The organism is Candidatus Arthromitus sp. SFB-mouse-Japan, from assembly GCF_000270205.1.
Lineage (GTDB): Bacteria > Bacillota > Clostridia > Clostridiales > Clostridiaceae > Dwaynesavagella.
The window spans coordinates 723539-744818 of record NC_015913.1 but is presented as its reverse complement, the minus strand read 5'-3'; the positions used below and the strand labels follow the sequence as shown (position 1 = coordinate 744818).

Here is a 21280-nt window from a genome sequence, read left to right as displayed (position 1 = left end):
ACCTCACTACTTCATTAAATATGGAGGATATTCTTCCAAATCTCCCCTTAAATACCTAGCAAGTAATAAAGATTGAACGTATGGTATGAGTCCAACCTCTATTTTTTCATTTAGGAATGGATGTATTATAAAATCCTTCTTCCTTTTCTGCCAGGCAGTAAGTATATTTTTACGTGCCTCTTCTAAAATAAATACACTTCCATTTTCTTTTACAATAAAATCATTCTCTTTTATAACTCTTGTGTTTATTAATTTTAATACAAATCTATCACACAAATAAGATCTCAATTCTTCCATCATATCTAAAGCTAATCCACTTCTTCCTGGTCTATCTCTATGTAAAAATCCTGCTTGAGGATCAAGTCCAACACTTTCGAGAGAAGATTCAATATCATGTGAAAGAATCACATATACAAAAGAAAGTAATGCATTAACTCTATCAAGAGGCGGTCTTTTATTTCTTGAATCAAATCTAAAACTTTTATTATCAACTAATATCAAATTATCAAAAACATCGAAATAATATTTACTACCAATACCTTCAAGTCCTCTCAAACTATTTAAATCTTCAGATTTAGAAACACTTTTTATAGTATCTGACAAATATTCAATTGATCTCCTCATATTTTCATCAAATTTATCTCTATAATCTCTTTTAAAACGATTTAATACATTTTTATAATTAACAAGCTTTCCAATAATAAAATTTTTAGCAATCAAACAAGACTTATTTTCATCATCTGAAATTTTATATTGTTTCTTCCTAAGCAAAATATTACCCGAGACTCTTCCTTGTACTCTACAAAGAAATTTGCCAAATGGGGTATGAAAACTCATTCCAATATTCTTTTCAGCACACATTGCCATAAGCTTTGTACTTGCTCCTTGATATCCAAAACATACAATTCCTTCTAAGTTATGACTTGGAATTTTTATAGGTTTCTGATCTGATATACGAATAGATATATCCTCACCATCTTTTGATAAATAAGCATCTTCGTTGGTTACATATAAAACATTCAATAGTTTTCTCATTTAAATATCCTCAACGTAAGAATCAATATAATTTTTAACCTTAGAATAACTACAATTTAATTTAGGTAAACAAATATCATATAGTGAACAATTTATGCATTGTTTTTTATAACGAGCTTTTGGAGTTACTCCATTATCAAAATAATACCTCATCTTTTCAACTAATTCTTTAATATTTTCTCTAAGCTCATTTGTAAAGTTAACCTCAACTCTCCTTCTTAATTTACCATAATATAGATATCCTTTTTCAATTGTCGTATCAAACATTTCTTCAAGACAAATAGCCTGAATGCAAAGTTGCGAAATATCACTATCATCTTTTTTAATATCCCCAACCTTATATTCAATTGGAATTACATCATAACTTCCATTTCTACCTACAAGCTTAGCTCCCAAATTATCATTTCTCATATGAAATTCAACACAATCACTAATACCTTTTACAGATAATTTATGTGAAATTAAAGGCAAAGAACGAGAAATTATAATTTCTCCTCTTTTTTCAAAAATATATGGATCATCAACCTTTTTGTGAAATTTATGTCCATTAAAAGTTCTAACATTATCTTCCCAAATTTGTTCTATATGTATAAGTGCCCACTGACGTGGGCAAAAAATAAAATGTTGAATTCCTGAAATCATCAAATAATCCATACTAAAGTTTTTCAATAAGATCTACGCCTTTAGGTAAACTATCCCTATCTATGCTAATTTCATAATCATTAAAATGTCTAGAAGGTTTTGATTTATCTTTCCTTTCAACTTCTATCAAATCAAATAATTTATGAGATGGGGCATTCCCAAGTGCTGTTTCATGTTCAAAAACATAAAGTTTCCTTGTTGCCATTTTCCCATGCGATGCAGAACGATCATATTCAAACATATTAATAATAGATTGCCACAAAATATTTAAATCTTCTTCATTAAATCCTGTAACTTTTTGTGCTAAATGTGCTGAAACATATCCTTCCATTCTATACAAAGCATACGGAACTATTTGTTTTCTTCCCATAGTTTGTCCTTTTTCTAAGTCTTTCATATTTGTAACTGCACATCTAGTAATTGTTAGATCTTGAGAAAAAATCGGGTCTATACTCCTTCCAAAATTTAACTGTATAGGTCCTCTAACTTGTCCACAATTAACTTCATTACTCATCACAGCTCCAAACGACCTTATATCATAAAAATTCTTGCACATATATCCTGTGAGTTCTTTTGCGAGCTTTTCATCTTTTGGAAGCTTCTTATTTTCAGGTTTTAATTCAAAAGCTTCATAGGCTTTTCTATGCTGTTCGTTTAAAACAGCCCCATTCTTAACGTATATATCAAATCCTTGTCTTTCACCTTCAACTACTTCTATGTAATTTCTAATTTTCCTTTTGATACAAACATCTGTTACAATTCCATGACCTGTTTCCGGATCAATCCTCGGCATATTTCCTGAATCCGGATCTCCATTAGGATTTCCATTCTCAACATCAAATAATATTACGAATTCATATCTTTTACTCAATAACATAATTAATTTTCCTCCTTATCTTTTTTAGCTATATATATATCTTCCCTTTGATGATAATATCCAAGTATAAACATTCCTTGCTCATCACTTGAAAAAACTGCCGGAAACTCATTAACATTCAGCAATATTTCACCTATTACTTTGTCATAATAATTAAATTTTGTATTGTTCTCTTTATTTATCTTAGCTATATGATATTGTGCTAAATTTAATAAATTTGGGAAAATGGATTTTGGTGTAGAAGATGCTGAAGATAAATATTTTTCTCTAATATTGGTTGCACCATTACTAGAATCCATTTGTATCTTTTCAAGTATTGCAAAAATTCTTCCCAAATTATACGCAATATTTGTACTTTCTTTATTTAATGACACAGTTACTTCCTCCTCTTTATCTTTTAAATTATTTAATCTATAATATCTTTTTAAATATCCCTTTATAAATGAAATTCTTGTGTGATTAATAGCAAAATCTTCTCCAGACTCCGCTCTAATCCTTTCAAGAATTTTATTATAAATAGATATCGGATAAACTCCTCCAGTTAAAATACTTTTAAAAAGACTATTGATTAAAGTCTTCGGTGTGTTTTGACTTTTACCGTAAGGAGTTATTGTTTTTAATATTGATGATAATTTCACACCAACTTCCTCATAGATAAAATCTTTTTTGCTAAACTTGCGTTTCTTCTTAAGTTTTGTATCTTCGAAATGTTTATTTGTTAATTTTATAAAATCTTCTAAAGAATTTTTAAACCAAAATCTAACAAATATTCTAGACCTACTTCCATAAAGACCCAACACATACATATTTACTGAATCATCTAAATTTATTCTATCTACATTAACTGTCTTTCCTTGCTTAATAAGTTTTATAATACTTTCAATCTTATCAATCCCTTCCTGGTTATACTTAGCTCCACCAGTTTCTCCATTATCATCTTCAACCTCATCATCATCTTTCATAAAAGCTGGTATGATTTGTTCTTCTTCAGCACCAAGCTTACTACTCCAAAATACAATTGTATTTCCTGACAAATACATATTGTTATCATCGGTAGATAAAAGTTTATTTAATGCAGTTGTATATTTAAATTCATTTTCAGTAGAAATACTCGCATTATAACCCTGACTTTTCCCATAAGATTCAAAAGAACTTGCATTGAAACTAACAATCATTGCTCCAGAAATACTTGATCCTGATACCCCTTTAATTGTCTTATGAATTTTTGCAATTGGAGCATTTGAATCTCCATTTATTAAACAAGTTCCCCTTACTTCTTCCACATTTTCAAATTTGTTTTGCCTGTATAAAGCAAATGCTTTCTTTACCTCACCTTGTTCATGAATACATTTCATATCGTCTTTAAGACGCAAAATGATAGATCCACCCTTTAATACTTCTGGATCCTTTTCCTTAATAATCTCTAAATTTTTATCATGATTATCAAAAAATCTTTCAAGAATTAATTTATATTTAGAATACGAATTCTCTAATATTTCCATATGTAAATTTTTCGATGCCTCAATATGTTGATCGCATCTTTTCAATTCCAATGACTTACTGTCTATTTCATATCCAAAAAAATATTTAGCATTATCACATAAAAAATAAGGTTTAATTCCACTTGTTCGTCCAGATTGATATGGAACATTAACTAATATAGTTTTTTTCTTTGCCCCTGAACCCTCTCTTAAATCAATTATCTTTGTTATCAATCCATCTTCATCAATAGTAATTTTGAAAGATACCTTTTCATTGCTAAAATTACTATCGGAAACTTCAAATTTATCTGAATTTACCATCAGATCATAACAATCTACCAATTCTTTTAGAATCATTTATTAACCTCCATCTGAAGATTTTTAGGAATAGTTACCTTACCTTTAATCATTTTAGCTCTAAAAAATTTCGGATTATATTCTTTAACTCCTTTATACGAATCTCCTTTCTTCATAAAATCTATATCATAAAGCATCCATCCCAAGTCTCTTGTTTCCTGAATATTTAATGGCAGATCTTCATTTTCTAAAAGCTCAAAATTACATGAGAATTCTCTACATCCAAAATATGGTTGAGAAAAACATTCTCCATTTCTAGCTCGTCTTAAAAAGATGTTATAATGTTTCTTTTCATCATCACTACCACCTGCGTGCTTAGTCATTTCAAAGTGAGCTTTTATAATATATTCAACATCTTTAAGTACCATTGAATTTCTTTGCTGTCTTACCTTGTTAGAATCAATATAAAATTGTTCTTCTTTGTTATTAATTGACTTTTTTATTGATTGTGTGCTCATAACACTCTCAACTTCATTTCTCATAATTGTTTGAAATTTGATCGGCTTAATTACATTTATTTCATCTATAACCCATCTTATAGCTGGCTTCCAATGAATTGCTTCAAATATAGCTCGAGCTGCAGAAGGAGTTATAACATCATAACTAACCCTCTCAACTTTCATCTCTGGTCTTGTGAAACAAGCATAATCTCCCCAAACTCTTAAAGTAAATCCCATAAATTTCCTCCATAAAATTAAATAATATACTCATAATTCTTTAAGTTATCTTTATCAAAACCTATCTTCAGATCATACATGCCTATATTTTTTAAGATAAATATATCATCGGAAAATTGTTCAACGCATCCATCTCTCAATAATTCCCTCAAAATATAATTTGGTATATTGATAGAGCATCCACTTAGTTTTCTTAAAACACTCTTAACTCCTCTGTTAGAATACTTGAGAATATTTAAAAACTTTTCTCCTTCATTAATTGGTACAATGACCTGTGCACCTAAATTTTCAATGAATCTAAATTCATCATTAATCTCTCTAAAATCATAATTAATTTCTAGTTTTTTGTGTTTATTTATCATTTTCAAAATCTTATGTTTATCTTGCCTATGGTCAGTATCAATGAATAATTCAAAAAAATATTTAGAGATTGCATCTATTGATAGAAAATCTTCAAAATCATCTATTATCCCTTCACCAATTTGTGATGTGAGTTTTAGATATCCCAATCCCAAATGAGATTCTTCTTCAGGTTTAAATACATATACAGTTGAATTTTTTTGTTTTCCTTCTCTATTGCATCTACCTGCAGCTTGAACAATCGAATCAATTCCTGCGATTGAACGAAATACAACAGGAAAATCAACATCAACTCCAGCCTCAATCAATTGAGTTGAAACAACTCTGCACTCTTCCCCATTCTTCAATCTCTCTCTTATAATTTTAATAACCTCTTTTCTGTGATTAGGGTACATATTTGTTGAGAGATGAAAATTCCCTTCGCTCTCACCTAAGTTTTCAAAAATTTCTTTAGCGTGTTTTTTTGTATTAACAATAGTCAAAACTTGCTTATGTGAATTCATTTCATTACATATATCTTCCACACTTTTCTTTCCAATAAATTTTCCACTAACACGTTTCAAATCATCAAAAAGCTTATATGTATCGTCTATTATCTCAACTACATCAAAATTTTCTATTAAACCATTCTTCTTAAATTCTGGTTGAGTTGCTGTACAAAACAATACTGTACAAGAATAATTTCTAACTAATTCTTCTAAGGCCTTTATACATGGTTTCAAATATTCATTAGGTATTACCTGAGCTTCGTCTAAAATTATTATGCTATTATAAATATTATGGAGCTTCCTTGCGGAAGAAGGTTTATTCGAATACATACTCTCAAATAATTGAACATTAGTAGTTACGATTAATGGCATGTCCCAATTTTCAATTGCAAGCTTATATTTTAGTTGATTTTCTGAGTATTCATCCTCACCGATCTCATTTGAAAAACTAAAATTACAATGGTGTTCTAATACATTTTCTTCACCAAAGATTTCAGAATACACTCTTGCATTTTGCTCTATTATACTTGTAAACGGTAAAGAATAAATTATCCTATCATGACCATTTTGTTTTGCATGATTCAAAGCAAAACCTAAAGATGAAAGAGTTTTTCCTCCACCAGTTGGAACACATAGTGAATAAAATCCTCTATCCCCTCTTGATTTATTAATGCAATCATTAAAAATTTCATTACGTATTAAATTTATTGGATTATCCGATTCTTGCAGTCTCTTTGACTTCATAAAATCATTAAAAACGTTTAACATTTCTTCTAAGCTCATTAATTTTTTAGAATTAACAATTGAATTCTCTCCCTCTACAAACCTTTGTGCATCAAGCCTATCGCTATCAACAAGAGAAGAAAACAAGAATCTTATGAGCATTTGCACCGAAAAATTATTTTTAAAGAACCCCAATACCTCTTCACTAAAATTAATTTGCTTAATATCATCGATACTTATTTCATTTTCCCAATCTGAAAAATCGCATAATATATCTCTCTTATTAAGTCTTGAACTTATAGTGCCCTCATCATCCATTTCTGTCCCATAATTTAAAAGTCCTGAATGATGTCCAATAATTATGTACTTAAAAATTTTATAAATTACATACTCTCCCCTACCTTTAAATTCTTTTTCCAAATCATCACAAATTATAGCACCTGCTGTTGAATGATCCACTCTTATGTTTGCTCCACGTATTCTATCTTGAAATTCATCAGAATATTTTCCCAAATCATGTAAAATACTTAAAATCTTTCCTGAATTCTTCAAAAAGAATTTACTTACGAACTCTTCTGAAAACTCAGAAACTCCACATATATGATCTATTAATTTCTGGTACTCAATCTTCCCATCTTCCTTTTCTATCCGTCTAGCTAGCTTTTCTGTGTACTTCATTTTTCCTCCCAAATGGTTTTAAAAATATAAACCACTAAAATTATATACTTTTCGACAATTATTTTCTATATTTTTTAAAAAATAAAAAAACGTTTACATCATCTTTTCAAAAATGTATTATATATATTGAGGATGTGATTTTATGAATAAAGTATGTGTTCTTGGAAGTTTAAACATGGACTTAGTTTTAAAAGTTAATGATATACCAAAAATAGGAGAGACTATCCTATCTAACTCATATGAAAAAATAGCAGGAGGTAAAGGAGCAAATCAAGCAATCGCTGCCAAAAGATGCGGTGCTGATGTTTCCATGATAGCTAAAATAGGAAAAGATGAAAATGGTAGAATATTGAAAGGAAAACTTAAGGAAGATGGAATAGACGTAAGTTGTATTTTCGAAGACGAACAAAATCCAACTGGACTTGCTTTGATTATGGTAAATAAAAACGGAAATAATTCAATAATAGTTGTTCCAGGTTCAAATATGAAAATTAATGATAGTGAAATAAATAAATCAATTTCAAAAATTAAAGAATCAGATATACTAATAGCACAATTTGAAACTAATGAAGAAATGACTTTAAAATCTTTTCAAAAAGCAAAAGAGTTCAATAAAATAACTATACTTAATCCAGCTCCAGCAAAAAAAATAGATATTGAGCTATTAAAATTAACAGACATCATAATACCTAATGAAACAGAGGCTGAAGTCTTAACAAGAATCAAAATAACTTCTATAGATGATGCTAAAAGAGCAGGAAAATTTTTCATAAACCAAGGAGTTAAATTCGCAATAATTACATTAGGAGAAAATGGAGCTCTTATCATAGGAAACGATTTTTACGAATTAGTAAAATCATTTAAAGTAAATGCTGTAGACACAACTGCAGCTGGTGATAGTTTTATAGGAGCTTTAAGTTCAAAGTTAAATTTCAAAAATTTAACTAGAGAAACATTAAAAGAATCTGTATATTTTGGAAACAAAGTATCTTCAATAACTGTACAAAGAAAAGGTGCTCAACCATCTATACCTTATCTTGAAGAAGTAAAAAAGATTTATAAGGAGAATTAATAATTATGAAGAAAACATGTTTATTAAATAATAGCATAAGTTCAGTAATTTCAAAAATGGGTCACACAGATATGATTGCAATAGGTGATTGTGGATTGCCAATTCCAAAAGAAACTAAAAGAATAGATCTAGCATTAACCAAAGGAATTCCAAGTTTTTTAGATACCTTAAAAACTACTCTTACAGAATTAGAAATTGAAGAAATCATAATAGCTAAAGAAACAGAAGAGACAAGCCCAAAAATATTTAACGAAATTAAAAATTTGATTGGAAATGCCAAAATAACATTTGTATCTCATGAAATATTCAAAACGAATTTAAAAGAATGTAAGGCTGTAATCAGAACGGGAGAACAAACACCATATGCAAATATAATTTTAAAATCAGGAGTTGTATTTTAATTAAAAGGAAGGTTTAACTATGAATACACGAATCCCAATGTTAAAAATGGAAGGTGTTTCTAAAATATTCCCTGGTGTTAAGGCACTAGACAATATAAACATAACTGCCTATAAAGGAGAAGTAACTGCTTTAATGGGAGAAAATGGTGCTGGTAAATCAACATTGATGAAAATATTAAGCGGAGTTTATCAAAAAGATGAAGGAAAAATTTTTATTGAAGGTGAAGAAGCTCATATCAAAAATATAAAATCTGCTGAAGAATATGGTGTAACAATAATACATCAAGAAATGAGTCTTATTAATAATTTAACTATCGCTGAAAACATTTTTCTTGGAAATGAAAAATTTAATAAATTTACAAAGAAGATAAATAAAAAGCTATTGGTTGAAAGAAGCATATTATTTTTAGATCAAATAGGATGCAACTTAGATCCAAATAAATTAGTAAGTAGTATCAATGTTGGTGAAAAACAAATGGTTGAAATCGCAAAAGCTTTAACTAAAAATGCAAGAATTATAATAATGGATGAACCAACAACTGCTTTAACAAAAATTGAAACTCAAAACCTCTTTAAAGTCATAGAAAATTTAAAAAAGAAAGGTATAGCAATCATTTATATATCTCACAGGATGGAAGAAATATTTGCAATATGTGATAGAGTTGAAGTTTTAAGAGATGGTAAATATGCTGGAAATGCTTTAATAAAAGAAATTGACAACAATAAATTAATCGCAATGATGGTTGGAAGAACAATTGAAGAACAATTCCCTTATAAGAAAATTGAAAAAGGAAAAGTATTACTTGAAGTTTCAAATTTAACTTCAAAAGTTGGCATTAATAATATATCTTTTACTGTTCGAGAAGGAGAAATAGTTGGTATTGCTGGCCTAATGGGAGCAGGAAGAACGGAGCTTGCAAAAACTATATTTGGATATTATAAGAAGGAAAAAGGAACTATCAAATTAAAAGGTAAAAGAATAAATATCAAAAATATTCAGCAAGCAATAAATAATGGAATTTGCTATTTATCAGAAGATAGGAAGAAAGAAGGATGTATACTCGGGTTATCTGTTGAAGATAACATGATATTATCAAATTTATGTAAATATGAAAATGGTTTTAAAATTATAAACAAAAATAAGACAAAAAAAGATATTGACTTCTATATAAAAAAACTCAATATTAAAACTCCAAATAAAGATCAATTAATTAAAAATTTAAGTGGTGGAAATCAGCAAAAAGTTATACTTGCAAAAAATGGCTTCTTCTATCACCAGACATTCTTATAATAGATGAACCAACAAGAGGAATAGATGTAGGAGCCAAAAAAGAAATATATGAATTATTAAATGAACTTAAAGAATCAGGTAAAGCAATAATAATGATTTCTTCAGATTTACCCGAGGTTTTAGGAATAAGCGACAGAATTTTAGTAATGAGTGAAGGAAAAATTACTGGTGAATTAAATCGAGAAGAAGCAACTCAAGAGAAAATTATGAAATTATCCGTTGGCATTAATCAATAATTTGGAGGAATTAAAAATGAACAATAATTTTAAAGAAATCCTAGATAAATATAAATCACTAATAGGTTTAATTGTTTTATGTGTTGTAATAACCATTGTATCACCTGCATTCATGACTCTATCTAATATAACAAATATTTTTACACAAGTTTCAACAAATGCAATAATTGCAATAGGTATGACATTTGTTATTCTAACAGGTGGGATAGATCTATCTGTTGGATCAACTGTAGCAATAAGTGGTGCTTTAGCAGCATCTATATTAAAGTCTACAAATAATATACCTTTAGCTATTTTAGTAGCTGCTATAACTGGTATAGTTATTGGATTAATAAATGGAATATTAATATCAAAAGGTAAATTACAAGCATTTATAGTTACACTTGCAACTATGACAATATTTAGAGGTGCAACATTAGTATTTACAAATGGTACCCCGATATCAAAATTATCAGAAACTTTCGTGAAAATTGGTAATGGAAAAATAGGATTTATTCCAATTCCAGTAATAATTACTATAGTCATTTTAATCATCTCAATATATCTTTTAACTCAAACGAGATTTGGAAGATATTTATATGCTTTAGGTGGAAATGAAGATTCAGCGAAACTTTCGGGAATAAATACAAATAAAATAAAAACACTTGTTTATGTTATATCTGGATTTGCGTCATCGATCGCTGGAATTATAATTACTAGTAGAATAGGATCTGCTTCTCCAAATGCTGGAACTAGTTTTGAATTAGATGCAATAGCTGCCGTTGTTATTGGTGGTACATCATTATCTGGTGGAGAAGGAAAAATTACTGGAACTATAATAGGTGCTTTAATTATTGGTGTATTGAATAACGGATTAAATTTAATGAACGTATCTCCATTTTATCAATCAATTGTAAAAGGTTTAGTTATTTTAATAGCTGTATTATTAGATAAAAAGAGCAGAAAGAAAGCATGATTTACAAAGTAAGGAGGGATAATATGAAATTTCTAAAAAAAATATTATCTTTAAGTTTAGTAACTTTTTTAACAATTGGACTTTTTACGAGTTGTTCAGATAAGACAAATAATAAAAAAATAGGATTAGTCTTATCAACATTAAATAATCCTTTCTTTGTAAGCATGAAAGATGGAGCTGAAAGAGAATCAAAAAAATTAGGATATGATTTAATCGTTTTAGACTCTCAAAATGATCCAGTAAAAGAAAGATCAAATATAGAAGACTTAATACAACTAGACATTGTAGCTTTATTGATAAACCCAACAGATAGTGATGCAGTTGTCAAAGCTATAGAAGTTGCAAATCAAAGCAATATTCCAGTAATAACTTTAGACAGACAATCAAATGGTGGTGAAGTAACAACGCATATAGCTTCAGACAATATTAAAGGTGGAGCAATGGCTGGAGAATTTGTGTTAGAAAAATTTGGTACTACTCAAAATGTAAACATAGTAGAAATTCAAGGCATTCCAGGTGCTTCAGCTACAAGAGATAGAGGGGCTGGATTCCATAGTGTACTAGATGATAAATCAAATGTAACTTTTATATCAAGTCAAGCAGCAGATTTTGATAGACAAAAAGGTCTCTCTGTCATGGAAAACATAATACAAGGAAATAAAGACATACAGGTTGTCTTTGCACATAATGATGAAATGGCATTGGGTGCAGCAAAAGCAATAATGGCAAATAACATAGATGCTACTGTTATAGGATTTGATGGAGGAGACGACGCTCTAGACGCCATTGAAAATGGTGAAATGCAAGCAACAGTTGCACAACAACCAGATTTAATTGGTGAACTTGGAGTACAAATTGCACAAAAAATTGACAATAATCAAACTGTTGATAAAGAAATAGCAGCTGATTTAAAAATAGTAAGCAGATAATATAAAAATTGGTAGCCATAACTGGCTACCTTGTTTTTTAAATACACCAAATATTAAATATTTTATTGTATATCAAAGATTATTTTAATATAATTGAACTCACTATATTTTAATATCAGAGTAAATTTTTAAATTTATAATAATAATTTTATAGGTGATGATTTAATGAAAATTAATAAAAAATGTATTATAACACTTCTAGGTATAGTTATTGCAAGTCCTATCGCTATAAATTCTAGCATAAGTAGTGCATCTGTCTTTACTAGAATTTTACAAAGCATACGTTCAGGTTTTAAACCTCTTACTAGTAGAAGTAGTTCTTATGACTTTCTTAAATCAAATACACAAAACTCAAAAAAAGAACCCATATTAAAAAGAGTATCACCACTTGCTACTATTTCCGAATCAATTCAAACTAAAAATACAAAAAGTAACAAAAAAGTAACTTTCAATGATAGCGTACTATTACTACAGTTTAAAAAAGATTCTAAAACAAGAAAAATTGTGAATCAAAAGGTAGAAATTTTGAATTTACAATAATTTATGAAATTTTATTTTTAGAGAACTAACAAGTTCTCTTTAATTTTTTAACAGTACATATAATATTAAGATATTATAAAATCTCTCAATGTTTCTATAGCAATTTTATCGATTTTTTTAGAAAACCCATGTCTTCCATTTTCTATTATTTCAAATCTGACATTCCTATTTGAAATACTGTTTTTATATACATCAAAAGCTCTTTTTGAATAATTAATGTCTACAATTTTATCTTTCGCTCCATGAACAATCAAAACATCATTCTTATAGCCTTTAATTTCCTCAAATGGATTCATTTTTATGACATCCTCAACATAACATTTCCCAAGTTTCATAGGACCGCATCTAATAATTTCTGGTAAATTGTTCGGATCAAATTTTGCAAACATCATCTTTCCTGCATTAGCATCATCTGGAATACAAAATGCTGGATAAAAAAGAACTAATTTATTTACATTATATTTTCCCTTTGCTACAGTCAAGGCAGAAACATAACCTCCCTGAATGCATCCCATAACAACAATATTATTTTTGTCAGCATATTCTCTGTTAATAGCATAGTCAATAACTCTTTCTAAATCTTTAACTTCTGTTAATACAGACATTTCAGTGGTTAAGCCATCACTTTTCCCCATTATGACACTCCCTCCACAAAAATCAAAAGTATATGTTAAATATCCCATATTTGCTAATTCGATTGCATATTGTCTTACAATACTTTGAAATGCCATAAACCCATGACAAACTATTGCTATTGGTAAATTTATTCCTATTGGTCTATACCCCGTTCCACGAATTGTGAGGTTATCTCTTCTACATTCAAACCGTGTTTTTGATATGTTATGTTCTTTTTTTGCTTTCATATAAAACATATTTTCATCCCCCACTCTCAAATTGTTAAAGACCTTCTTTCAAACCTTTCATAATTCATATATAATAACTTACATAAATAACAATTTTTATCCTTGCTATGATAAACTAAAATTTAAACTATATCCCAAAAGCTGATTCGTATTCTATAATTCCATTCAATTTGTCTTTGTTTTCATTAAAGCATACTGCCATAAAATTTTCATCTTCGACTTCAAAGGGTGCCTTAACACCATATTGATTTGCTGGAACATATCTATACACAAAAAAAGCGAGCTAGATATTCAAAAATCTATGAAATCTACCCGCAGCTTCCAACTTTAAATCTCTATCTCGACTTATATAATGTTACGAAATATAAAAATTATATTTCTTAAATCAAAACAACTTCCTTATAATTTTCACTAACATCTTCTTTATAAACTATTCCAAAATATTTGTTCCTATAATTTTAACTTCGCCATCTCTAAAAATATTTTTAACAAATTTTCTCCAATCATCTATTACTTCACTTTCTGCATTAATTGTATTAGTAAATTTAAAATATAATCGATATTAACTTTAATTTATTTTACAAGTTCCATTTCAAAAACGATATCATCATTTATATTTTCTCTATCACCATTTCCTACGTGTCTTATTTTTTCATGTAAATCATTATACATACCTGTATAATCTTAAAATTCTCTTTTATTTAAAATTTTATTTTCTTCAAAGTTATCAAAACTAGATAATATATTTTTAAGCTTTAATACACTGCTGAATAAAGCGATAAAACTTTTTTCTACTTCTTCCCCCAATTATTTCACTATATCCCTATAATATTTTTCATTTTCATCTTCATATCCATAATAATAATCCTCATAAATTCTTAAGATTATGGTTCCTCTTGCCTCACTATTAGTAAAAAGAACAATTGCCTCATCTGTTTCTTTCTGTAAATTTCTAAAACACACAATGTTTCCAAAAGTTTTTACTGAATTTAATATTCTATTTATTCTACTAAAAGCTTAAATAAGTCCATACATTTTTAAATTTTTATCAACCCATAGAGTATTTAATGTCGTAGCATCAAGCCCAGTTAAAAACATATTCACTACAATAAGTAAATCGAGTTCTCTAGATTTCATTTTATAAGAAACATCTTTATAAAAGTTTGAAAATTTTTAACTTGAAGTATCATAAGATGTACCAAATTTTTTATTATAATCTTTTATTGCCATTTCTAAAAAATCCCTTGAAGAATCAGAGAGTCCTTCTATGCTATCAGAATTTTCATCATCTACAAGTCCGCCAGTATTTTCTTCATTAACTCCATAATTATAAATCACAGATATCTTCAATTTTTGCTTTAGCTCTAAAATTTTCAAAAAGCTCTGAAGGAAAAATAAAAAATACTTTACTAACAGTCATTTTATATTTAATCTGACCAGTTTCCTCATCACTAAGTTTTGCATAATCAAAATTAATTTTTCCATCTTAAATTTCATTTTTATTTACATAATTCCTGAAATCTTCAGATATATGCCGTCAACATTACCTCTTAAATCATCTGCTATACTCTATATCGCCCTATATACTTCTTCCCTCTCTTGCTCCTTCTTATTATCTATCAAACTTTTCTACTCCATTCACTATAAATTCAAGATTATTATAATATATCACATAAAGATTTTACATATCGAAACATAAAAAATAATAAGTTGCTTAATTAAAAGCAACTTATTATTTACTCTATCATAATATTAAAATTCTAATGTTTCTCCATCATCTGGAATAAATAACTGTCTTTCAAATCTATTTTCTTCTGAAAATAATCGTAATTCTGATCAAGAAAGTACCCAATGATTAACACTTTCCATATGCGTAGCAATTATCTGGGCAGATGGATAAGCTTTATGAACTTTTAATACATCTTCTTTTCCCATAATAAGTCGTTTATCTATAACACTATTAGCACCTGCATTAACAATAATAATATGTGGACTATACTTAGAAATAGCCTTATCTACTTCATCACACCATACTGTATCACCTGCAATGTATAAAGTTTTTTCATATTCATATTGCATAATAACGCCACAAGCATCTCCCAATATCGTTACAATTTCATCTTCATATCCATGTCGTCCATTTGTTTTTATAAGATGTATTGTTTCAAACATAGTATCACTACCTAAAATCTATACATTTTGAAAATTAGCTGAAATTAATACCTCTTTACCCTCTTAATTTTATACATATATGGGTACATTTTTAGGTAACTGCTGCTTTGCTTCCTCATCAAAGTAATCTATATGCAAATGCGTAATAATAACAGCATCAACCTCTATCATTTCAGATATGGAAATTGGTAAATCATAAAGAGGATTTTTTTCAGTACTCCTAAGTATACTTGGGAACGGTGGATATGTCGCTTTGTCAGCAAAAATAGGATCAATTAAAAATTTTTTACCTGCATAATAAATTAATAATGTTGCATTTCTAACTTAAGTAATAAACATTATTTTATTCTCCTTTATAAAAATTGCTACCTATTACATGTAATGGACTTTATTATATTATAATTAATTTATATAATAGAATAACACATTATACAAAGTAGGGATTGTTCTTAACATATTTATAAATCTGTAAACAAATAAATAAAAAGAGGCCTTAAAATTGAGTAATATAAAACAAAGAAAACCAGATCGACGTACTACCTATACAATCAATACAATTAAAGACGTACTATTAGAATTATTAAAAAAAGAAACCTTTGATAAGATAACCGTTTCTAATATATGCCGACAAGCTAAAATTACAAGGACCACGTTTTACTTACATTTTTCAAACATAACTGATGTTTTAGACGAACTATTAAAAGACGCTCTACAAGTAGGAGAAAAAAATCCAAATCATGATAAAGATAATATTATATCTACTCTTACAAAGAAAGAATATCTAGAAAAAATACAAAAAAATGATATATTACTTCCAGTGTGCCAACGCATTATAAATTCGTCAAAATATCGAGTATTATTCAAGGTGGTTTAAATAATTTAAAATAAAGGATAGCTGTTCAGCTATCCTTTATTTATTAATCAAATATAGTATTTTTAACTTTCCATTGTTGTAACTTTATAGTCAACCAAAACCCATATATTCCTAATGTTATTATTGTCAATATCGCCCATTTAATCCAATTCAGAAATAAATCTCCCCCACTCCCAATAAACCTTAACCTTTGTCCATTAATAATGGTGTGATTAACTATATATCTTTCTCTAACACACATAGCCCATGTAAATCCAAGCCCAAAAGTTACAAAAGTAATTATAGTAGACAATATATTAACTCCTATAAGTCCTAATATTCCTCCGTCAAATTCTGATTTTTCATGATTATCTAAGTTCATATAAAAATCCTCCATGTATAAAATCTAAATAATTTCTTCTACTTAACTAATTTCGTATCTTCGTATAATTTTTTTTTGAATTATTCCAGTAATAAATTGTACTATGTGTTATTGCCAAAATCAATATAGGAAACTAATATCGCTTTAAATTTCGCAATATTATCATTACATATAGACAAACCATCCATCTTCACCATAAGATTCTCCATTAACTAAATTAACATCACTATAATTTACTTTCTTAAAATACTTTCCATCAGTAAAATCATATTAACTTTGTATTCTAACTGGAAGATTGTTAATAATTCTTAAACAAACATCATATGTATGTCTTTTCTCAAAAATCATACCTGTATAACATTATCAACTTACAAGTAGTAGCTTATGCTAATTTATCTAGTCTTTTATTAGTTAAACTGCTAAATTTGATATTATTGATGTCCAAAAAAAAGGATACAAGAAAACTTGTATCCTTTTTTATTTAAGATAAACTCTAGTTATTTTTTTACAAAAATGTGTCAACACTGTTAATATTAGGAGGTGAAATCCAATAATGACAACAAAAGATATTGGAAATTTAGGAGAAATTTTAGCAGTAAAAGTCCTATTAAACAAAAATTTTAAAATCATAAATAAAAATTTCAGATCCAAAAGAGGTGAAATTGATATCATATGCTCTAAAGATAATGTTATATCATTCGTTGAGGTAAAAAGTATATGTATGTTCAAAAATAATTTTATCTTAGAACCACGAGAACAAATTAATAATAGAAAAATATTTAAAATCAGAAATACAGCAAACTATTTTCTAACAATAAATAACCTAAATAATATTTTTTACAAATTTGATCTAATGGAAATAAAATTTTGGGGTAACAAAAAATATAGTTACAATTACATCGAAAATATTTTTTAAAACAACTATTCTAATGATAGAATAGTCTATTCTTCAATATTAATCCAAGCTGCAGAAGCTTTAATTACATTCCATAAATTTTGAGGTAATGTAAACTCATTTACTTTCGAAGAATTAATTGACATCTTAATTTCATTTTTTTTATCATTTTTAACTTTCTCTACCCAATCTGGATTAATCACTAAAGCACGTCCTATGGCTGCCAAAGATGCCCCATTATTTAATGCTTGTTCTACATCATCTGGTGTCAACATAGAACCTGCAACTATTATTGGAACTTTTCCATTCACATATTTACTAATTAACTCAAGATATGTTTTTTCATCTTTGCTATCAATAGGTTTTGATGAAAGTGCACTTGTCAATGAAATGTGGATATAATCAATATCTATTTCAATAAGATGATTAATCAATTTATAAGTATCTCCTATTCTTAATCCTCCCTTTTCAGATTCTTCTGGAGAAAGTCTATATCCTAAAATAAAAGGCTTTTTAACGTACTCCTTAATTACATCCTTTATCTTATTTACAATTGCAAGTGGAAACATTAATCGTTTTTCTGGTGATTCACCCCACTCATCACTACGTTTATTATACAATGGAGATGTGAAATTTTGGATTAAGAAACCATGTGCTCCATGAATCTCAACTCCATCAAAACCTGCCTCAATTGCACGTCTTGTTGTTTCTCCAAATGCATTAACAATATCTAAGACTTCTTCATGTGAAAGTTCTCTTGGTAATAATGCTGGTGCAAATGCACTAGCCTCAGTCTTAATAGCACTAGCACTAACTACGTCACCATTTGGAACTAAATTAGGAAGAGCTTTATTGCCAGCATGAAAAATCTGAAGTATTGCATTAGCTCCTCCACTTTTTGCATCATTTGCTAACTTACGTAAACTTGGAATAAACTTATCATCATAACTTGCAAACTCATTTAAAAATCCTATACCATTTGGATGCACATAAGTACAACTAGTTATGACAAGCCCCACTCAATTAACTCTCACTTTATAATACTCTATCTCTTCATCAGAAATCGTATTATCATTATTACTAGACCAAGTTGTCATCGGAGACATAACAATTTTATTTTTGAGTGTAATACAATTTTTAAATTTAAATTGTTCAAATAAATTACCGTGCTTTGTATTCATTGTTAAAAATACACCTTTATAATAATTATTTTCTACTGTCATTTCTAAAAAATTATATAATCATACTAATAAATTTTCAACATTCTAAATGTAATTCTTCAAAAATGTCTTCCTATGATATTTACATATACCAAATTTTTTTATAGCTTCAAGATGTTTCTTTGTACCATATCCAACATTATTCAAAAAATCATATTGAGGAAATTCATCATGATATCTAAACATCAATTCATCTCTATAAACCTTTGCTATAATAGAAGCACACATTATACTAGCACTCTTTGTATCACCTTTCACCACATGAATATTTCTAAAGTTTAAATTTTTCACTGGATATCCATCAGACAAAACTAAATCAATATCCATATTTAGACCCAGTATTGAATCTCTAAAACCTTTTTGATTTGCTTCACTAATACCAATATTATCTATTTCATCATTAGATATCTCTATTATTTTAAAATTTTTTGCATTTTCCATAATCTTATCACTAAGAACTTTCCTGAAATATCTACTCTTTATTTTCTTAGAATCATTTATATCACTTATAATTTTTGAACTATTATACAAATCAAGAACAACCGAAGCACATACAATCGGTCCAGCAAGCGGTCCACGACCTACCTCATCACATCCAGCTACTACATAATTGTTGTTAAGAATATATTCTTTGTCAAACCCATAAAACTTTTCATTCATTATCCTATTATTTTTAAGAATATCATATTTATTTTCAACTTGTTTCGCAAGTTTATTGACTGATATCCTCACATCTTTCAAAAGTGAATTTATAACTTCATCAATATTTTCATCTATAATCTCAATCTCATTTAATAAATTTTTTATTTGAGAAACCGTCAAATTTTTAAAATCCATATTTATTCCTCATTTATTCCTCTTTCAATAAATCTTCAGGTCGTTCAAGTGATATATTACCAATTTTCCCTGATCTAAAATCTCCAATTATTATATGTGCAAGCCTATTATAGTCAATCGAAACTCCTTTTGATAAACAACCAAGTTTCTTTCCTAAAATATCCATGCTGTCCGACACATCATCCGATACTTCAACTTTATATTTACTCTCCAAATTCATTCTATAATTTTTCAAAAGATATTCAAGCATATTATAGCAAACATCTTGAACATCTAAAATTTCATCCTTTACCGATCCAATATAAACAAGATTAAGACCAACCTCTGTACTATCAAACTTAGGCCATAAAATCCCTGGAGTATCTAATAAATCTATATCCCACTTCGTCTTAATCCATTGATTAGATTTTGTAACACCGGGCCTATTTCCTACTTTCGCTATCTTATTGTTAGAAATTTTATTTATAAGAGATGATTTACCAACATTCGGAATTCCCAAAATCATACCTCGTAATGTATAATTCTTAACCCCTTTACTCCTGTACCTGTCAAGCTTACTTTTCATAAGAAAATTAATTTGAGCCTTGATATTCTTAATATTTTTATTTCTTATAATATCCACATCTATACATGGGATTCCTTGATTCTTATAGTACTCAATCCATTTATTTGTCGTATTATTATCGGCCAAATCAACTTTACTCAAAACAATAATTTTAGGTTTATCCTTAGTCAACATTTCAATATCTGGATTTGTCGTTGAAATAACAGATCTTGCATCTCTTATTTCTATCACAAGATCTACTAAATTTATCATATTCTTTATCTCTTTTTTAGTCTTAAACATATGACCTGGATACCAATTTATATTCATAATTTTCATATCCTCCTTAAAAAACAAAATAGTAAATTCCCAAAAAGAAATTTACTATCTAAAATATGATCCAGCTTTATTTATTTCTATTTACAATTCTCTCTTTAACCTTAGTCGCTTTTCCTACTCTATCTCTTAAGTAATAAAGCTTAGATCTTCTAACTTTACCATATCTTACAACTTCAATATTTAAAACTTTAGGTGAGTGTAATGGGAAAGTCTTCTCACTACCAACTCCATAAGCAATTCTTCTAACTGTAAAAGTTTCTCTTATTCCACCGTTTTGCCTTTTTATAACAGTACCTTCATAAACCTGAACTCTCTCTTTATTTCCCTCTTTTATAAGAATACTAACTTTAACAGTATCCCCAACGCTAAAAGAAGGAACTTCCTTTTTCATTTGTAGTGATTCTATGTATTTAATTAAATCATGCATTTTATA

21 protein-coding genes and 4 pseudogenes are annotated in these 21280 nt (G+C 28.2%); 8 read left to right on the top strand and 17 right to left on the bottom strand.

Translation table 11 applies throughout. The features are described 5' to 3' along the window. Positions 1–6 precede the first annotated feature (6 nt). The 6 genes from cas1c to SFBM_RS03610 are packed head-to-tail and all read right to left on the bottom strand — an operon-like array spanning position 7 to position 7318. Entirely contained in the window at positions 7–1035 is a 1029-nt protein-coding gene (cas1c, locus tag SFBM_RS03635; protein WP_014017913.1) for a type I-C CRISPR-associated endonuclease Cas1c, read from the bottom strand. Beyond that, positions 1036–1704: a CRISPR-associated protein Cas4 gene (gene cas4 / locus SFBM_RS03630; RefSeq protein ID WP_014017912.1), complete on the bottom strand. Its 669-nt coding sequence runs from the start codon at positions 1702–1704 to the stop codon at positions 1036–1038. It lies immediately after the preceding gene. After that, the gene (gene cas7c / locus SFBM_RS03625; protein ID WP_014017911.1) at positions 1691–2554 is read right to left on the bottom strand and encodes a type I-C CRISPR-associated protein Cas7/Csd2; all 864 of its coding nucleotides are present in this window, start codon (positions 2552–2554) and stop codon (positions 1691–1693) included. Before cas7c ends, cas4 begins: the two co-directional genes overlap by 14 nt. Before the next feature lie 2 nt (positions 2555–2556). Continuing rightward, positions 2557–4392, bottom strand: coding sequence for a type I-C CRISPR-associated protein Cas8c/Csd1 (gene cas8c, locus SFBM_RS03620; protein WP_014017910.1), 1836 nt, complete (start codon positions 4390–4392; stop codon positions 2557–2559). After that, positions 4389–5069, bottom strand: a complete 681-nt coding sequence (cas5c, locus tag SFBM_RS03615; protein WP_014017909.1) for a type I-C CRISPR-associated protein Cas5c — start codon at positions 5067–5069, stop codon at positions 4389–4391. The genes cas8c and cas5c overlap by 4 nt, the downstream gene beginning before the upstream one ends. 17 nt (positions 5070–5086) lie before the next feature. Then, positions 5087–7318, bottom strand: coding sequence for a CRISPR-associated helicase/endonuclease Cas3 (locus tag SFBM_RS03610; RefSeq protein ID WP_005806403.1), 2232 nt, complete (start codon positions 7316–7318; stop codon positions 5087–5089). Between the two features lie 142 nt (positions 7319–7460). Here SFBM_RS03610 and rbsK point away from each other — a divergent pair, with 142 nt between their 5' ends. From rbsK to SFBM_RS03580, 6 genes and pseudogenes are all read left to right on the top strand, one after another. Continuing rightward, entirely contained in the window at positions 7461–8390 is a 930-nt protein-coding gene (rbsK, locus tag SFBM_RS03605; protein WP_005806405.1) for a ribokinase, read from the top strand. 5 nt (positions 8391–8395) lie between these two features. After that, positions 8396–8791, top strand: coding sequence for a D-ribose pyranase (gene rbsD, locus SFBM_RS03600; RefSeq protein WP_005806407.1), 396 nt, complete (start codon positions 8396–8398; stop codon positions 8789–8791). A 19-nt stretch (positions 8792–8810) separates the two neighbouring features. Then, positions 8811–10318: pseudogene (locus SFBM_RS03595) on the top strand (sugar ABC transporter ATP-binding protein). 16 nt (positions 10319–10334) lie between these two features. Further along, positions 10335–11273 (top strand): ABC transporter permease, encoded by a 939-nt coding sequence (locus SFBM_RS03590; protein WP_007440333.1) that lies wholly within the window; start codon positions 10335–10337, stop codon positions 11271–11273. Positions 11274–11296: 23 nt separating this feature from the next. Then, complete coding sequence (gene rbsB / locus SFBM_RS03585) at positions 11297–12202, top strand: ribose ABC transporter substrate-binding protein RbsB (RefSeq protein ID WP_007440332.1); 906 nt, start codon at positions 11297–11299, stop codon at positions 12200–12202. Positions 12203–12367: 165 nt separating this feature from the next. After that, entirely contained in the window at positions 12368–12742 is a 375-nt protein-coding gene (locus SFBM_RS03580) for a hypothetical protein (protein ID WP_005806417.1), read from the top strand. Between the two features lie 65 nt (positions 12743–12807). On the opposite strand, the gene SFBM_RS03575 is transcribed toward SFBM_RS03580, so the two are convergent. From SFBM_RS03575 to SFBM_RS08100, 6 genes and pseudogenes are all read right to left on the bottom strand, one after another. Then, positions 12808–13614: an alpha/beta hydrolase family protein gene (locus SFBM_RS03575; protein WP_014017908.1), complete on the bottom strand. Its 807-nt coding sequence runs from the start codon at positions 13612–13614 to the stop codon at positions 12808–12810. 118 nt (positions 13615–13732) lie between these two features. Then, positions 13733–13876, bottom strand: coding sequence for a hypothetical protein (locus SFBM_RS07990; protein WP_005806420.1), 144 nt, complete (start codon positions 13874–13876; stop codon positions 13733–13735). Between the two features lie 302 nt (positions 13877–14178). Beyond that, a pseudogene (locus tag SFBM_RS08165) lies at positions 14179–14412 on the bottom strand (type I restriction endonuclease subunit R, EcoR124 family). Continuing rightward, entirely contained in the window at positions 14413–14568 is a 156-nt protein-coding gene (locus tag SFBM_RS08160; RefSeq protein WP_007440158.1) for a hypothetical protein, read from the bottom strand. Between the two features lie 45 nt (positions 14569–14613). Beyond that, positions 14614–14943: pseudogene (locus SFBM_RS08285) on the bottom strand (type I restriction enzyme subunit R domain-containing protein); the annotation flags it as partial. Positions 14944–15441: 498 nt separating this feature from the next. After that, entirely contained in the window at positions 15442–15777 is a 336-nt protein-coding gene (locus SFBM_RS08100) for an MBL fold metallo-hydrolase (RefSeq protein ID WP_005806422.1), read from the bottom strand. 499 nt (positions 15778–16276) lie between these two features. Between SFBM_RS08100 and SFBM_RS03555 the strand changes: the two genes are divergently transcribed. Next, positions 16277–16651 carry a TetR/AcrR family transcriptional regulator gene (locus tag SFBM_RS03555; RefSeq protein WP_005806423.1) on the top strand — a complete coding sequence of 125 codons (375 nt, stop codon included), beginning with the start codon at positions 16277–16279 and terminating at the stop codon, positions 16649–16651. A gap of 43 nt (positions 16652–16694) precedes the next feature. On the opposite strand, the gene SFBM_RS03550 is transcribed toward SFBM_RS03555, so the two are convergent. Next, entirely contained in the window at positions 16695–17012 is a 318-nt protein-coding gene (locus SFBM_RS03550; RefSeq protein WP_007440160.1) for a DUF898 family protein, read from the bottom strand. 553 nt (positions 17013–17565) lie between these two features. On the opposite strand from SFBM_RS03550, the gene SFBM_RS03545 reads away from it, so the two are divergent. Continuing rightward, the gene (locus SFBM_RS03545) at positions 17566–17928 is read left to right on the top strand and encodes a YraN family protein (protein WP_005806428.1); all 363 of its coding nucleotides are present in this window, start codon (positions 17566–17568) and stop codon (positions 17926–17928) included. Between the two features lie 26 nt (positions 17929–17954). On the opposite strand, the pseudogene SFBM_RS03540 reads toward SFBM_RS03545, so the two are convergent. The 4 genes and pseudogenes from SFBM_RS03540 to rplS form a co-directional block, all read right to left on the bottom strand. Next, positions 17955–19013, bottom strand: a pseudogene (locus SFBM_RS03540) (NADH-dependent flavin oxidoreductase). A 159-nt stretch (positions 19014–19172) separates the two neighbouring features. Then, on the bottom strand, positions 19173–19964 hold the full coding sequence (locus tag SFBM_RS03535; RefSeq protein ID WP_005806430.1) for a ribonuclease HII: 792 nt from the start codon (positions 19962–19964) through the stop codon (positions 19173–19175). A gap of 13 nt (positions 19965–19977) precedes the next feature. Continuing rightward, positions 19978–20838 carry a ribosome biogenesis GTPase YlqF gene (ylqF, locus tag SFBM_RS03530; protein ID WP_007440102.1) on the bottom strand — a complete coding sequence of 287 codons (861 nt, stop codon included), beginning with the start codon at positions 20836–20838 and terminating at the stop codon, positions 19978–19980. A 76-nt stretch (positions 20839–20914) separates the two neighbouring features. After that, the gene (gene rplS, locus SFBM_RS03525; protein WP_005806433.1) at positions 20915–21274 is read right to left on the bottom strand and encodes a 50S ribosomal protein L19; all 360 of its coding nucleotides are present in this window, start codon (positions 21272–21274) and stop codon (positions 20915–20917) included. Between the last annotated feature and the right edge of the window lie 6 nt (positions 21275–21280).

Excerpts from the sequence above, each read along its gene's own strand:
- rbsK (WP_005806405.1), top strand. The coding sequence starts at position 7,461 with ATGAATAAAGTATGTGTTCTTGGAAGTTTAAACATGGACTTAGTTTTA.
- SFBM_RS03580 (WP_005806417.1), top strand. The coding sequence starts at position 12,368 with ATGAAAATTAATAAAAAATGTATTATAACACTTCTAGGTATAGTTATT.
- ylqF (WP_007440102.1), bottom strand. The coding sequence starts at position 20,838 with ATGAATATAAATTGGTATCCAGGTCATATGTTTAAGACTAAAAAAGAG.
- SFBM_RS03550 (WP_007440160.1), bottom strand. The coding sequence starts at position 17,012 with ATGAACTTAGATAATCATGAAAAATCAGAATTTGACGGAGGAATATTA.
- SFBM_RS03610 (WP_005806403.1), bottom strand. The coding sequence starts at position 7,318 with ATGAAGTACACAGAAAAGCTAGCTAGACGGATAGAAAAGGAAGATGGG.
- SFBM_RS03545 (WP_005806428.1), top strand. The coding sequence starts at position 17,566 with ATGACAACAAAAGATATTGGAAATTTAGGAGAAATTTTAGCAGTAAAA.
- cas5c (WP_014017909.1), bottom strand. The coding sequence starts at position 5,069 with ATGGGATTTACTTTAAGAGTTTGGGGAGATTATGCTTGTTTCACAAGA.
- SFBM_RS08100 (WP_005806422.1), bottom strand. The coding sequence starts at position 15,777 with ATGTTTGAAACAATACATCTTATAAAAACAAATGGACGACATGGATAT.
- SFBM_RS03575 (WP_014017908.1), bottom strand. The coding sequence starts at position 13,614 with ATGTTTTATATGAAAGCAAAAAAAGAACATAACATATCAAAAACACGG.
- rbsB (WP_007440332.1), top strand. The coding sequence starts at position 11,297 with ATGAAATTTCTAAAAAAAATATTATCTTTAAGTTTAGTAACTTTTTTA.
- SFBM_RS03535 (WP_005806430.1), bottom strand. The coding sequence starts at position 19,964 with ATGGATTTTAAAAATTTGACGGTTTCTCAAATAAAAAATTTATTAAAT.
- rplS (WP_005806433.1), bottom strand. The coding sequence starts at position 21,274 with ATGCATGATTTAATTAAATACATAGAATCACTACAAATGAAAAAGGAA.
- cas8c (WP_014017910.1), bottom strand. The coding sequence starts at position 4,392 with ATGATTCTAAAAGAATTGGTAGATTGTTATGATCTGATGGTAAATTCA.
- SFBM_RS03590 (WP_007440333.1), top strand. The coding sequence starts at position 10,335 with ATGAACAATAATTTTAAAGAAATCCTAGATAAATATAAATCACTAATA.
- cas1c (WP_014017913.1), bottom strand. The coding sequence starts at position 1,035 with ATGAGAAAACTATTGAATGTTTTATATGTAACCAACGAAGATGCTTAT.
- rbsD (WP_005806407.1), top strand. The coding sequence starts at position 8,396 with ATGAAGAAAACATGTTTATTAAATAATAGCATAAGTTCAGTAATTTCA.
- cas7c (WP_014017911.1), bottom strand. The coding sequence starts at position 2,554 with ATGTTATTGAGTAAAAGATATGAATTCGTAATATTATTTGATGTTGAG.